The sequence below is a fragment of the Shewanella psychromarinicola genome, from assembly GCF_003855155.1.
GTDB classification, from domain to species: Bacteria; Pseudomonadota; Gammaproteobacteria; order Enterobacterales; family Shewanellaceae; genus Shewanella; species Shewanella psychromarinicola.
This window is the reverse complement of the sequence record NZ_CP034073.1, coordinates 3,833,232-3,848,145: the sequence shown is the minus strand read 5'-3', so window position 1 is coordinate 3,848,145 and position 14,914 is coordinate 3,833,232. Positions and strand designations below refer to the sequence as shown.

The 14,914-nt window shown below is 42.5% G+C and carries 11 protein-coding genes; 6 read left to right on the top strand and 5 right to left on the bottom strand.

The genetic code is table 11. The features are described from left to right. Window positions 1-9: 9 nt before the first annotated feature. Window positions 10-1,032, top strand: coding sequence for a GGDEF domain-containing protein (locus EGC80_RS16765; RefSeq protein ID WP_124011483.1), 1,023 nt, complete (start codon window positions 10-12; stop codon window positions 1,030-1,032). A 286-nt stretch (window positions 1,033-1,318) separates the two neighbouring features. Here the strand turns inward: EGC80_RS16765 and EGC80_RS16760 are convergent, their stop codons facing one another. The 3 genes from EGC80_RS16760 to EGC80_RS16750 all read right to left on the bottom strand — a co-directional run bounded on the left by EGC80_RS16760 (window position 1,319) and on the right by EGC80_RS16750 (window position 8,695). Then, window positions 1,319-4,027 carry a bifunctional acetate--CoA ligase family protein/GNAT family N-acetyltransferase gene (locus tag EGC80_RS16760; protein WP_124011482.1) on the bottom strand — a complete coding sequence of 903 codons (2,709 nt, stop codon included), beginning with the start codon at window positions 4,025-4,027 and terminating at the stop codon, window positions 1,319-1,321. A 298-nt stretch (window positions 4,028-4,325) separates the two neighbouring features. After that, window positions 4,326-7,502, bottom strand: coding sequence for an efflux RND transporter permease subunit (locus EGC80_RS16755; protein ID WP_124011481.1), 3,177 nt, complete (start codon window positions 7,500-7,502; stop codon window positions 4,326-4,328). A 5-nt stretch (window positions 7,503-7,507) separates the two neighbouring features. Further along, the gene (locus EGC80_RS16750) at window positions 7,508-8,695 is read right to left on the bottom strand and encodes an efflux RND transporter periplasmic adaptor subunit (protein ID WP_124011480.1); all 1,188 of its coding nucleotides are present in this window, start codon (window positions 8,693-8,695) and stop codon (window positions 7,508-7,510) included. Between the two features lie 145 nt (window positions 8,696-8,840). Between EGC80_RS16750 and EGC80_RS22920 the strand changes: the two genes are divergently transcribed. Both EGC80_RS22920 and EGC80_RS22915 read left to right on the top strand, forming a co-directional pair. After that, window positions 8,841-9,170 (top strand): GNAT family N-acetyltransferase, encoded by a 330-nt coding sequence (locus EGC80_RS22920; protein WP_325049152.1) that lies wholly within the window; start codon window positions 8,841-8,843, stop codon window positions 9,168-9,170. Between the two features lie 12 nt (window positions 9,171-9,182). Further along, window positions 9,183-9,401, top strand: a complete 219-nt coding sequence (locus EGC80_RS22915) for a GNAT family N-acetyltransferase (RefSeq protein WP_325049180.1) — start codon at window positions 9,183-9,185, stop codon at window positions 9,399-9,401. 245 nt (window positions 9,402-9,646) lie between these two features. Here EGC80_RS22915 and trxB read toward each other — a convergent pair whose 3' ends face one another. Together trxB and msrA are read right to left on the bottom strand one after the other, a co-directional pair. Next, on the bottom strand, window positions 9,647-10,600 hold the full coding sequence (trxB, locus tag EGC80_RS16740) for a thioredoxin-disulfide reductase (protein ID WP_101031659.1): 954 nt from the start codon (window positions 10,598-10,600) through the stop codon (window positions 9,647-9,649). 257 nt (window positions 10,601-10,857) lie between these two features. Further along, window positions 10,858-11,337, bottom strand: coding sequence for a peptide-methionine (S)-S-oxide reductase MsrA (gene msrA, locus EGC80_RS16735; RefSeq protein WP_124011479.1), 480 nt, complete (start codon window positions 11,335-11,337; stop codon window positions 10,858-10,860). A 227-nt stretch (window positions 11,338-11,564) separates the two neighbouring features. Between msrA and astE the strand changes: the two genes are divergently transcribed. From astE to EGC80_RS16720, 3 genes are all read left to right on the top strand, one after another. Then, on the top strand, window positions 11,565-12,596 hold the full coding sequence (astE, locus tag EGC80_RS16730) for a succinylglutamate desuccinylase (protein ID WP_124012108.1): 1,032 nt from the start codon (window positions 11,565-11,567) through the stop codon (window positions 12,594-12,596). Between the two features lie 156 nt (window positions 12,597-12,752). After that, window positions 12,753-13,931: a thiamine pyrophosphate-dependent dehydrogenase E1 component subunit alpha gene (locus EGC80_RS16725; RefSeq protein ID WP_101031655.1), complete on the top strand. Its 1,179-nt coding sequence runs from the start codon at window positions 12,753-12,755 to the stop codon at window positions 13,929-13,931. A gap of 3 nt (window positions 13,932-13,934) precedes the next feature. Continuing rightward, window positions 13,935-14,912 (top strand): alpha-ketoacid dehydrogenase subunit beta, encoded by a 978-nt coding sequence (locus EGC80_RS16720; protein WP_124011478.1) that lies wholly within the window; start codon window positions 13,935-13,937, stop codon window positions 14,910-14,912. Window positions 14,913-14,914 lie beyond the last annotated feature (2 nt).

Here is a 14,914-nt window from a genome sequence, read left to right as displayed (position 1 = left end):
TCGTTTTCGATGCATAATACCCAAAATCTTGAACAAACTTCGCATATACTGCATTTGGCATTACCTAAAATGGCATCATTAGCTATTCCTGTAACGCCAGAAAATTATGCTATTTGGTTTGATTATTTTGCCGAGACGAACATTAATCTTAAACGTGCAATTGATGGTTTAATTGCTAATAAGGTCCAATTTACTCCCGAAGTTAACTTAGGCTTATACAATCGGTTTATTGAAGAACGTTCACCAGAAATTATTGAAAATGTGCACATTGAAACTCAAATTCTGATAAACAGCTTATTGAATAAGGTTGAACTGCTAAATCTTGGTACTGAGTCTTTTTCAGCTAATCTTAATGAATTTGGTGAAAAGCTGCAAACAACCCCCAATGCTGATGAACTCCATCTTATCGTGGAATGTATTGCTGATGAAGTGGAACAAGTGATTGCCAATAATCGTCACATGGCGGTGAGTCTTGCGTCGTTATCTGAAGAGATTACCAGCCTCAAAGATGAAATGGACAACTTAAGTAAGGTGGCCATGACGGATGAACTGACATCGTTAAAAAATCGCCGTTCTTATGAACTGTTTGCCGCAGAGCAGGTGACTAAGTTTAATGATACCCAAACCATATGCAGTCTGTTGATGATAGATATCGATGATTTTAAGGTATTCAATGATACTTTTGGCCATTTAATTGGCGATAAGGTTTTGGCTTATGTTGCCTTAGCCATGAAAAATACCGTTAAAGGCGACGATTTGGTTGCCCGCTATGGCGGTGAAGAGTTTGTCGTCATGTTACCCAATGCCAAGCTTAACGACGCCGTGAATGTGGCCGAAAAGATCCGCGAGAGAATTTCATTGAAACAGCTTTCTATCGGTAAAGAAAAGAAACAAAATCTAGGCCATATTACCGTCTCTATTGGGGTGGCAACAATTCAAACGGGTGATGACATTGATACGTTATTTTCTCGCGCTGATGAGCAACTTTATATTGCAAAATCAGCCGGTAAAAATTGCGTTAAGTTTGCTTGATGTTAATCTATATCGTTTTTATGGCTATAATTACAGTCCTCTATTTAGCTTTTGATTTAACACATTATTTAGTTATTGATTTAGCGACATGCCCGTCAATAATCAGACGTTATCAGGTCGGTTCTAGCTGGCATAATGGCTATTTCGATAGTGTTTTTTAGCTTGTTTAATCGCACGGGTATTTGGCTATAAAACGTTTAAGCCCACCAATGAATGTAATCGCTATGATCCATTGGTGGGCGTTTGTTTATCTATTGCTGATTAATACCGTGTGTTAATCAGAATGTTATTGGGCGGTAGACTCAGGTTGCAAATCCATGTGCATTTTTATCAGATGTTCTTCCATATCAAATGACACTGTAAACCCGAGTGACTTGGCAAGGTTGGCCATACTGCGGTTTTCAAACATGGTAAACCCCATTAAATAAAGGGTGTTATTGGTCTTGTAATAAGCAATCAGTTTTTCGAGCAATAACTTACCTAAGCCGATCCCTTGATAGTTACTGCGTACCGCCATAGCAAACTCGGCTTCAGTATTATCTGGGTCGATAGATGCTCTCACGGCGCCTAAGGTCAGCTCTTCGCCATCTTCTGTCATTGTGGTTGCGATAAACGCCATTTCACGGGAATAATCAATTTGAGTTAATACTGCCATTTCTTCATGGGTCATCCGTGAACGCACCCCAAAATAACGTTTGTATCTGTCTTCATCACTTAATGAATTATCAAACTCTAAATGCTTAGGTTCATCTTCGGGCAAAATGGGTCTTAACATCACCTGAAGACCGTTTTTTAAGGTGGTGGTTTGTTCTAATTCTTTCGGGTAAGGCAAAATGGCTAAGCGGTTGATGTTGTCTTGTGGCGTATCATGCAACCGCATATTGACGTCTAATAATGTAATTTTCTCACCCGCCGCTAACACCGGATTAATGTCTAATTCAGCGATTTCAGGGCAATCAATAATCAAATGAGAGATTTGGGTTAACATGACGCACAAGGCATTCATGTCTAAACCCAGTGGTAAGTGACGGTCACGTAACTTGTGGGTTTTCAGTGCTTGGATGACCATATATCGCGCCAACGCCATATTTAACGGAGGCAAGGCAACGGCAGCATCACGAGTCGGGTCCCAATCCGAGCCACCTTCACCTAAACAGATAGCGGGGCCAAATACCGGATCATTAATCACGGATACCCGAATTTCTTGTGCCCCCGCGGTTAAGGCCATTTTTTGAATAATCAAACCGTCAATTTTGGCGCTAGGAGTAATTTGATGAACCCGATTAATAATAGAGTGGGCGGCATAGCTCACATCTTCATCCGAGGCTAAATTTAATACCACACCGTGGACATCCGACTTGTAGAGTAGGTCGGGTGATTGCACTTTTAACGCCACCGGATAACCTATTTTCTTGGCGACATTGACGGCTTCATCCACGTCTTTTACAAACAATGTTTCAATGGTATTGAGGCCGTAAGCTCGTAAAATATCACCAGCTTGATGGGTTTCCAGTACGGTTTGACCATTATCTAAGGCCTGTTGTAATAATGCTCGCGCCGCGTGGCTATCAGTCGGAATATTATCGGGTATCGATTGTGGCACTTCTTGGAGTAATTTTTGGTTACGACGGTATTCGACCATATGCATAAATGCTTTTACAGCCCCTTCAGGGGTGCGATAGGTCGAAATGCCAGCTTTAGTAAACCGTTTGCGGGCGAGATAAGCTGAGTCCTCACCGCCCCAGTTGGTGAGTATATTTAATCGGTTTCGATTGGGGTGTTTATTAATGATGTCGATAATACTGTTGGCTATTTCGACGCTTTCGCCTAATATCGATGGCGAATGCAGCACTAAAATGGTGTCAGTCTCATTACTACTCATCAGCACATTTAAGGTATCAGCATAACGTTGATGGTCTGCATCACCAATCATGTCGATAGGATTTTGCTGTGACCAGGTGCTAGGCAAAATAGTGTTGAGCTCGGCAACTGTTTTTTCTGACAAGGGGGCTAATTTGCCACCTTTTATGATCAGCTCATCAGCAGCAAGCACCGCAGGGCCGCCGCCATTGCTCATAATAACCAATCGTTCGCCTTTTAGGGGTGCAGAATGAGCGAGACTTTCAACCGCGGCAAATAATTCGATTAAATCATTAACCCTTAGCATACCGGCACGCCTAAAGGCGGCTTCGTAAACGGCATCGTTGCCACCAATCCCCCCAGTATGGAGCATGGCGGCTTTTACACCTTCACGGCTGCGTCCTGATTTAATCACAAATATGGGTTTATTGCGCGAGGCGGCACGGGCAGCAGATAAAAAGTGACGTTTTTCGTTTATTGAATCAATATATAACATGATGGCGCTGGTTTTACTGTCACGGCCTAGATAGTCTAGCAATTCACCAAAGTCGATATCGGTGGCATCACCCAATGAAATAAAGGAAGAAAAGCCAATGCCTTTGTTGTTTGCCCAATCGAGTACCGTGGTACAAATGGCGGCAGATTGTGACACAAAGGCGATTTTCCCGGTGTTGGCACCTGCGTGGGCTAAACTGGCATTGAGACCTATAGGCGGTAAAATCATTCCTAAGCTATTGGGGCCTAACAAACGCATCCCGTAACGTTTAGCATATTGCTTGGTGACTTCAAGTAAATTATTGCCTTGCTCGTCGGTTTGCGAGGCCATGCCTGAGGCCATAATAATGGCCACTTTGCAGCCAAATTGCGCTAAACGTTCAACGATACTGGGGACTTTTAGCGCATTAGTACAAATAATGGCGAGATCTGGTTTGATGGGTAGCGCTTCAATATTGGGATAAGCCAATACCCCCATCACAGCAGTGTACTTGGGGGTGACCGGCATAATGGGTCCAGAAAAACCACCCGAAAGCAGGTTTTTCATAATGGCTTTACCCGCACGTTTATTGCCGTTAGACGCGCCAATGACTGCCACAGACGTGGGTTTAAATAGAGCATTAATGCTACGTTGACTCATAGAAAGTGACCTTAGCTGGCTGGCAATAAGCACGGTGATTAAGGTTAGATTAGCATAATATTTTGTGGAATAACGTTAAAGACACTATTTTTACGCGGTCGTTATTTTGTGAATAAAACCAATTACTCAGTCTGTCTCTAGTAATCGATTAAAGCATCATGAAATAGTGTGCAGGGCTTAGCTTCAAGCTAAAAATTCGTCTTAGATAGAATAATAGACAACGGCCATAGAAAGCGGTAATAAAAAAGGGCCAGTTAAGGCCCTTTTTCATGGTTTTTGCTACAAGTAACTAATACTGCTAGGTTGCTGTTGTTGCTGATGAAGGGACCGGGACGTAAATATTGATGATCTTGCGGATCATTGTTTTACCGTCTTCAATAGCAATGTACAGACAAGGGATGAGGCACAAGGTTACGACTGTTGCAAACAGTACCCCAAAGGCTAATGATACCGCCATTGGGATCACCATTTGAGCTTGCATACTGGTCTCAGCCATAATCGGCACTAAACCAATAAATGTCGTCAATGAAGTTAACATTATTGCCCTAAAGCGTCGGCAACCCGCATTGAGCACAGCTTCTTTCATGGCGACGCCTGCTTTTCGGGAATTATTAACATAATCTACCATCACTAACGAATCATTCACCACCACACCTGCCGCCGCGATAATACCAAAAATGGATAAGACGCTTAAATCAATGCCTAAAATGATGTGTCCCATGACGGAGCCTATGATCCCAAAAGGGATAACTGACATGATCATAATTGGTTGTATATATGAGCGCAGTGGGATAGCCAACAAGCTATAAATCAGTAATAGCGATAAAATAAAGTCACGCATTTGGGTGTCAGCACTGTCTAATTGCTCTTGAATACTGCCCGAAACCTCACTGTGTACTCGTGGATACTTGGTCAGTAATTCTGGCATAAAGTTATCACGGATATCTTTAGCCAATTTAAACGGTTCAGTTTGCTCTGCATCAACATTGCCCCATACGTTAATCGTACGGTTACTGTTTTCGCGGCGAATACTATTAACCCCTTGAACTACCTTAATTTCCGCCACTTCAGATAAGGGTAACTCTGCACCTTGTGGGGTGTTAATCATCACGTCTTGTACCAGTGCGATTGAATTGCGTTGTTCTTCTGGATAGCGAAGCATCACTTTGATCTCTTCACCATTTCGAATAATACGCTGTGCTTCTAAGCCATAAAAACTGTTACCCACTTGCGAGGCAATATTGGCTAAGGTTAAGCCTAATGCGTTGGCTAACGGTTTTAATTGGAACTGCACTTCCTTTGCACTTGACTGACGGCTGTCATTGACATCGCTGACGCCTTTAAGAGATTTAAGCTTCTCTTTAAGGGCGAGTGAAGCGGCAACTAATTGGGCTTCATCTTTACTTTCAAGCCTGAAGCTAATATCGCCGTCTTCACGACCACCACCCATTAGGCTGTCGCGGATGTTAAAGGATTTTACACCTGGAATTAATGGCATGGCTTGTCGCCATAATTCAGCTAATGCGAAAGTGTCCATCGGTCTCACCGAAGGGTCGACTAATTTTGTCATCACTTCAGCGGTTGTTTGCCCTTTAAGATCGACCTGCATGTCAGAAATCATTTTCTGACCGTACTGTTGCTCTATCTTTTTATCGACATCATATAAGGTTTTCTCAATCGCCAGAGCGGCCGCAAGCGTCGACTGTTCTGATGCATCGACGTTCATTTCAACCGTAACCCTTGGGAAATCGTGGGGGATTTTTGGCTGACCAATAAAACGCACCACACCACCCATATAGAGTCCAACACCGATCAGGATCAAGCTAATGAACAACATAATGACCGCATAACGATATTCAACGGCTAATTCAAGGGAAGGGCGATAAATAGAACTAATAAATCGGCTCAAACCGCGGTCAACTTTTCCTTGAACAAAATTGACGCCGTTACGCAGCCAATCTACTGGATTTTTTGAACCGGGTTTAACCACGGTAGGTTTTTTCATGTGGGCTAAATGCGCGGGTAAAATTAATTTTGATTCTATTAGCGAAAATAACAAACATAAAATAACAATAAAACCAATGGCTTGCCCAAATGCTGATGACGGACCATCATCAAGGGTTATGGGTAAAAAGGCCGCTATTGTTGTTAGCACCCCAAAGGTCGCTGGCATGGCAACTTTTTTAACCCCACGAATAACACTTTCAATACTTTGGCCGTGTTCTTCTGATTCGCTGTGGGCACTTTCTCCCATAACAATGGCATCGTCGACCACGATCCCCAGTACTAAGATAAAGGCAAACAAGCTGATAACGTTAATGGTGACATCAATAAATGCCATTGGCATAAACAATAAGGTGCCTAAGAAACATACTGGTAGCCCCATCATCACCCAAAACGCTAATCGAACTCGTAAGAATAGTGCCAACATAATAAACACTAATATAGAACCCGTTTTCATGCTGTCGAGCATTAATTGCAAACGACCGTCTAAGTAGTAAGTCATGTCGACCCAAGGTTCAAGTTTTACGCCTTGTGGCAATATATTTTGCTGTTTATCGACAAAAATATTAATGGTTTTGGCAACATCTGTAATACTCTGGTTTTTAGCGGCGCCAATGAAAAAGCTAACTGAATTTTTACCATTAAATTTTGAGTATTGGATGCCTTCTTCAAAGCCATCATTTACGGTGGCGATATCGCCCAATAAAATCTTAGTACCATCATCTAAGGTCAGTAAAGGCAGTTGTTCAAACTCGTAACCCACATAGGCTTGATTCTGAACGCGTAAATTAATGTAACCATTTTCAGCTTTAATTTGCCCCGCAGACATATTGCGTGAATAGCCGCGAACCGCATCGGCAACATCGTTAAAGGTTATGCCAAACTCCCGCAAACGGTCTTTACTAACTTCAATACCAATTTCATAACTTAAGCCGCTATAGTATTCGCTAATGTTAACCCCAGGCAGCTGCATGATTTCATCATTAATCCGCTCGCCCAAGTCTTTCAGCTGCTTTTGATTTAAATCACCATATAGGCTTAAGTACATTACCTCTTGCCTGAATTTAATTCGCTCAACTTTTGGGGGCTCCATGCCGCCAGGGAAAGTAGATATAGAGTCAATTTGAGACTTGACTTCATCAAGTACCACTAGTGGGTCATATGAGTCTTCAACCTGAAAGTAACCCTGAGCCATATTACGGTTTGAATAGGTAATAACTCGTTTTAAACCTTGAACACTTTCTAATGCTTGTTCAATTTTAATGGTAATGCCTTCTTCCACTTCTTGCGGCGCAGTACCGGGGTAAACAGCGCTAAATTGAATCCAGTTAATTTCAACGGCAGGGAAGAACTGCTTTCGAATAGTATTGGCGGTCAACAGACCACCGAGTATGATAATGATCATCAGTAAGTTTGCGGCCACACTATTGCGAGCAAACCAGGCGATGATTCCTTTATGAGTATCTGCCATGATGATTATTTACCTTCCATCGCAAGTTCTGTTTGCTCTTTTTCTACAGACTCTTTTTGCAGAATCTTATCTTCTGGCAGTGCCAGTTTCATGCCTTCTAATGGGTAATCAAGCGCTGATGTTATCACTTGCATTCCTGATTCAAGCCCTTCAGAAATAACCACATTAGCACCTTCTTGGCGGATAATTGTGACGGGTTTATAACGCAGTTTTTTGTCTGCATCCATGACGGCAACTAAGCCATTTACTATCAAATGACGGGGGATAATGGTCACATTACCGGCATTACTGCCTTCGATATGAGCGGTGACATAGGTGCCAAAACGTAATTCATTCTTATTGGTGTTAAGCCCGTAGGGATCGTCAATTTCTGCAACCAAATAGGTCATACGACTTTTACTGTCTACCACGCCTTCACTGCGGACAATTTTTCCTGTCCACTCTTGTTTACTTCCGGCAAAATTGCCCACTAATTGCACTTCAGCATGGGTGCCTTTGCTGTCTAAATATTGCATATCTTTATCGGCTAGTGGTAAGCGGATCTCAGCTGTATCTGTATTGTAAACATGGCCAATTTTACTGCCCGTAGTCATGTATGCACCTAAACCGATTTCTCGACTGGAAATGAGTGCATCATACGGTGCGCGGATCACGGTACGTTCTAAATCACGTTGTGCGCGTAATAAGCCTGCTTCAGCACTTTTTAGCTTTGCTAACTCTTGGGCTAATTGCGGTTTCCGCAAACTGAGAGCCGTTGGCTTGCTGCTGGTAATTTCCGCCCATTCTCGTAAGGCAACTTCGCCATTGGCTCGCTCTTGAACCATATTAGCTTTGGATGCGGCAACATTGGCCTGAGCATCTAATAAGCCTGCTTCATAATCGCTAGGGTCTATTTTGGCAAGAATATCGCCTTTTTTAACAAAGCCGCCTTTGACGAATGCATCGGCTAAATAAATAATTTCACCACTTACTTGCGACACGAGTTCGGTATCGTATTTGGCGGCCACAACACCATATGAACTGACCGAAAAGGTCATCGTGTTATACTCTATTGCTTCAACCGACACTAAAGGAGTGTTATCAACAGCGGGCTTTTCTTCTGGGGGCTTTTTTAACGCAGAGAAGCCAACTAAACCGGCTATTCCAATTCCTAATACTATGATTGGTAATATGATTTGTTTTTTAGTCGCCACAATCCTTCCTCTTAATATCCGAATTTTTTTGCAGCAAATTGCTGTGCATACTGCTAATAGTTTTTTCAGTGGTATATGTTAATCGATATGTATATTGTTTGTTGTTTCATTGTGTAAACTTGTGTGTCAACCCAAGGAGAAAAACATGTTGGTCGCTAATACCTCTAGATTACAATTATCATTAATAACCCTTGATGACAGCGCATTATTATTTGAACTCGACCAAGACGAACGGGTGATGCATTTTTTAAATGGAGGACACAAAACCACTCAACATCAGATTGATACGGTGATGATCCCCAGATTGGCTCAATATTTAAATCCAGCCAAAGGCTGGGGATTATGGAAGGTACAGGCATTAACGTGCGCTGACAACGACAATCATGGCTTAAGCGGTGCCTATTTGGGCTGGGTGTTAGTCAGACCAATGCATTTTTTTACCCAAGCACAGCCGCATAACCTTGAATTAGGGTGACGATTTAAGCACATAAGTTGGGGCAAAGGTTACGCAACAGAAGCGGCCCAAGCTGTCATGGACGTGGTGAGTGCAGTAGATGAGGTCACTCATGTCAGTGCCGTGGCGATAGAAGAAAACTTAGCGTCTATCGCGATCATGAAAAAACTCGGGATGACCTTCCAACACAAAAGTATTCATCGAGATCCATTAGGTGATACCGAAGCAGTGTTTTATCAAAAAGAAGTTTAAAAAGGCATTTAATTTATTATAATTTATCTAGATTAATGGCATAAACCTAACAGAGTAACGCCAACTGCGTTGCAACAAGTGACAAGGGAATGACCATTAACAAATGTGGCACCTTTATCTGGCATCCGAGCGGGTACCGGATAAAGCACCTTGAGGCCTGATGGGTATAAAGCGATGTAAATCATTTATTAGTTAATAAAAAAGAGCAAACGAAGCTGCTCTTTTTTTAGCGTTAGCGAGGTAGATTACTTTTGCGCGTCTAAGAAACGCTCTGCATCTAATGCAGCCATACAACCGGTACCGGCTGATGTGATAGCTTGACGATAATGTTGGTCCATTACGTCGCCACAAGCATACACGCCTTCAATGCTAGTTTGAGTCGCATTACCTTGTAAGCCACTGTTTACTTGTAAGTAACCATGACTCATTTCTAATTGGTCAGCAAAAATACCCGTATTTGGGCTGTGACCGATGGCGATGAATACACCCGCAACGTCTAAATCAGTTACTGAACCGTCTTTAGTACTTTTCTTTTTAAGACCCGTTACACCCATTTCGTTACCAGTGACTTCTTCAAGTGTTTGGTCGAGATGTAAAATGATATTACCGTTAGCCACTTTGTCCATTAAACGGTTGATCAGAATTTTTTCTGAACGGAAACTGTCACGGCGGTGAACCAAGTGAACTTCAGAAGCAATATTGCTTAGATAAAGTGCTTCTTCAACCGCGGTGTTACCACCACCGATCACTGCAACTTTTTGGTTACGGTAAAAGAAGCCATCACAAGTCGCACACGCTGACACACCGCGACCCATAAAGGTTTCTTCAGAAGGAAGCCCTAAATATTTAGCTGAAGCACCAGTAGCAATAATTAATGCATCACAAGTAAATTCGCCATTATCGCCTTTTAAACGAAAAGGGCGCTCAGTTAAGGTTACTTCGTTGATGTGGTCAAAAATAATTTCAGTATCAAACTTTTCTGCATGTTTTTGCATGCGTTCCATTAATGCTGGGCCGGTTAAGTCTTCTGCATCGCCTGGCCAGTTTTCAACTTCAGTAGTCGTGGTTAATTGCCCACCTTGCTGCATGCCTGTGATCATCACAGGTTTTAAATTAGCACGTGCAGCATAAACTGCAGCGGTATAGCCGGCAGGGCCAGAACCTAAAATTAGTAGGTTAACGTGACGAGCTTCACTCATGATTTTGTTCTCCGATAACATGCCCTAAGCAATATGAATGAGATTGTATGGAATTTACTACGGCGGGTAAAGTGAAGTTGAGTGTAAGAAATCGATTGGGGTTATCTATTATGTCAATAACTGGTTCTAGGCAAGCGAACTAGCCTAAAGCGAATCACTTATTGTAAAAAGTAATATTTACCGATAAATGGAGCTGTATTCAGTTATAAGCAGGGCAAATTTAAATTATAAACAGCCCCTATATCTGCTCAACGGGATTAATAAACCAAGTGACATGTTGGTAAATTATTTTTTTCTAAATAATTTTGATGATATTCCTCGGCAATGTGAAATGTTTGTATTGGTACAATTTCGGTCACAATATGACGCTGTCCCCATTTACCACTGCGCGCTAGCGCCAGCTTAGAGCTTTCAGCTTCGGCCTTTTGCTGTTTATTGTGGAAAAATATAGTACTTCGATATTGGGTACCAATGTCGCCGCCCTGCATATTTAACATGGTTGGATTATGGTTCTGCCAAAACACGTCCAATAAATCGTCAAAACTGACTACTTGCGGGTCAAATTCAACTTGTACCACTTCAGCATGACCGGTTGAACCGGTTTTGACTTCTTTATATGTTGTCGCACTGTCTTGGCCACCCATGTAGCCACAAGTTACGTTACTGACGCCGTTAATGTCACGGAAAAAATATTCAACACCCCAAAAACAACCTGCACCAAATGTTGCTAACGCCATGACATACCCTTAAAATAATTTACAGAAGTCTAGATGGCTATAATTGTGTTGAATATTGAGATGTTTTGCAAGCAAACTTTTATTAATAAATAAATCTAACATATGCCACCAATAAAATAATGTTTGCCTATGTTAGAATCCGCCGATAAAAACAGGCAATTAATGTTAAGTGGTGCACAATGGCTAACTTAATCATGCCGCATAATAAAGCATACAAGGAGTTGTTTGTGTTATCTAATCTACTGAAAGACCAAGATTTTTTAGCTTACACTTTAGCCAATCCCGACAAAATAGATGGCTGTTTTGATTTTATGTTAGGGACACATACTCATGTTGATGTACTCGACACGGGTGTCATTGTGTTTACCCCGAGCCAAAATTCGACCAAAGACATTGTACTATCCAGTGCTATCCACGGTAATGAAACCGCGCCAATTGAAATGTGTAATCAACTTATTCATGATTTGTTGAGTGAGAAAATCATCGCTAAACAGCGGTGTTTATTCTTAATAGGTAATCCTGCGGCCATCATTAATCAAACCCGTTTTATTGACGAAAACATGAACCGTCTGTTCAGTGGTGCGCACTCAAAAGGTGAGGGTTTAACTCATCCAGAACGTCACCGCGCCAAAGCATTAGAGCAACATGTCGCCGACTTTTTTAACGCCAATAGCGACCATCAACGCATACATTACGATTTACATACCGCCATCCGTGCGTCAAAGCATGAAAAATTTGCTATTTATCCATACCGCCCAGGGCGAGCCTTTAGCGCGGAGCAAATCATGTTTTTAGCGACATGTGGTGTCGATACCATGTTGTTTCATCATGAACCCACAACGACGTTTAGTTATTATTCGTCACAGCAATTTCAAGCAGATGCCTTCACGGTTGAATTAGGTAAGGTGATGCCATTTGGGCAAAATGACATGAGTCGTTTTACTCAAACTCATACTATGCTTGAAAAGCTGATCACCGAAACTGCGTTAGCGCCTGTTGAGTTCGACTCTTCCAAGGTCAACTTATATAAGGTGTCTCGCTCGATCAATAAGCATGTTGAAGACTTTGCCTTTAGCTTTGCCGGTGATGCCGAAAACTTCAGTGCCTTTAGTCAGGGCGAAGTGCTAGCAACCGAAGGTGGTGTAGAGATTAAAGTAGAACACCCTCAAGAAGCGATTGTGTTTCCTAATGCGAATGTGCCGATAGGGCAGCGTACAGTGTTATGTTTAGTGCCTGCACCGAATGAGTCAATCGTATAGCCGTAAAGCAATATATACATGTTAATCGTGAGTAAAATGCATTTACTGTTAAAGTAAGTATTGATAGGTAGTTTACGTTAACGTAATGTCTACTTGCATAGTATAAATAGAGCCGTGTTTATATTGAACATGGTTCAACAATAACAAGAGCATAATATGAGCAACGCACCACTGACCAATGAAACAGTGCACCGTGTCAGCTTCTTAGACAAAGCGTCATTGCACATCCCCATTTTGCGTATTTTGCAAGCCGATGGCACCACGTATGAAAACGCGGTTTTACCGGTAATCGACAAGGCTCTGGCTGATAAAATCTTTGATACGTGTATTTTTACACGCGTATTAGACGAGCGTATGTTGGGTGCACAGCGTCAAGGGCGTATTAGTTTTTACATGACCTGTACCGGTGAAGAAGCCTCAATTATAGGCAGTACCGCCGCGTTAGATAAAGATGACGTCATTTTGGCTCAATATCGTGAACACGCATCATTGCGGTATCGCGGTTTTACGACTGAACAATTTATGAACCAAATGTTCAGTAACGAAAAAGATTTAGGTAAAGGTCGTCAAATGCCGATTCATTACGGCAGCCGTGAACTGAATTACCAAACGATTTCGTCACCATTGGCAACCCAAATCCCACAAGCCACAGGTGTGGCTTACGGTATGAAGTTACAAGGTAAACGTAACGTGGCCATTTGTTATTTTGGTGAAGGCGCCGCGTCAGAAGGTGACTTCCATGCTGGTTTAAACATGGCTGCAGTGCTGAAATCGCCGACGATTTTCTTCTGCCGCAATAATGGTTATGCCATTTCAACACCAACGGAAGAACAATACTCCGGCAATGGTATTGCCAGTCGTGGAGTCGGTTACGGTATGCACACCATTCGTGTTGACGGTAATGACATGCTTGCGGTGTTAGCGGCAACTCAACAAGCTCGTGCCTATGCACTTGAGCACAATGCACCAGTATTAATTGAAGCGATGACGTATCGCTTGGGTGCGCATTCTTCATCTGACGATCCATCGGGTTATCGTTCAAAAGATGAAGAGGCCAAATGGCAACAACACGATCCAGTTAAACGCTTTAAATTATGGATGATCAATAAAGATTGGCTCACCGAAGCCGATGAAGCCAAATTGTTCGAACGTTATCGCGAAGAAGTCCTCGCCGCGGTTAAAGTGGCTGAAAAGTTACCTGTTCCGAAATTAGACGAGATCATCGAAGACGTGCTTGATAAACCCACTCCAGCATTGAGAAAGCAGCTGAAAGAGTTGAAAGAGCATATCAATAAGTATCCAAAAGCCTATCCAAAAAGTGCAGGGAGACTCTAAACCGTGGCTCAAATGAATATGTTACACGCCATTAATGAGGCGCTATCAATAGCCATGACTGCCGACGAGCGCATGGTAATTTTTGGTGAAGACGTTGGTCACTTCGGTGGGGTATTTCGTGCCACTTCGGGCCTGCAAGAACTATTTGGGCGCGACCGTTGTTTTAACACGCCGTTGACTGAACAAGGTATTGCGGGTTTTGCTAATGGCTTAGCCTCTTATGGTATGACCGCGGTTGCTGAAATTCAGTTTGCTGATTATATCTTTCCTGCATTCGATCAAATCGTTAATGAATCAGCAAAATTCAGATACCGCAGCGGCAATCAATTCGATGTAGGTGGGTTAACTTTCCGCACACCTTATGGTGGTGGTATCGCAGGTGGTCATTACCACTCCCAATCACCTGAAGCGTATTTTACGCAAACGCCAGGTTTAAAGGTGGTCATTCCGCGTAATCCTGAACAAGCTAAAGGTTTGTTATTGGCCTCTATTCGCGATCCAAACCCAGTGATTTTCTTTGAACCTAAACGTTTGTATCGAGCCTCTGTTGGCGAAGTGCCAGCTGGCGACTACGTCATTGAGTTAGGTAAAGCACAAGTGGTTAAACAGGGCAGTGATATTACTGTTTTGGCTTGGGGGGCACAGATGGACATCGTTGAAAAGGCCTGCGAACGTGCCGAGAAAGAAGGTATTTCATGTGAAATTATCGACTTACGCACCATAGCGCCATGGGACGTTGAAACTATTGTAAAATCAGTGACCAAAACGGGTCGTTTGCTGATTAACCATGAAGCGCCATTAACCGGAGGTTTTGCCGGTGAAATTGCCGCAACTATTCAGCAAGAATGCTTCTTATCACTTGAATCACCCATCAGCCGTGTGTGCGGATTAGATACGCCTTATCCATTAGTGCATGAAAAAGAATACATGCCAGATGAGTTAAAGACATTCGAAGCCATCAAAGCCACAGTGGCCTATTAGGA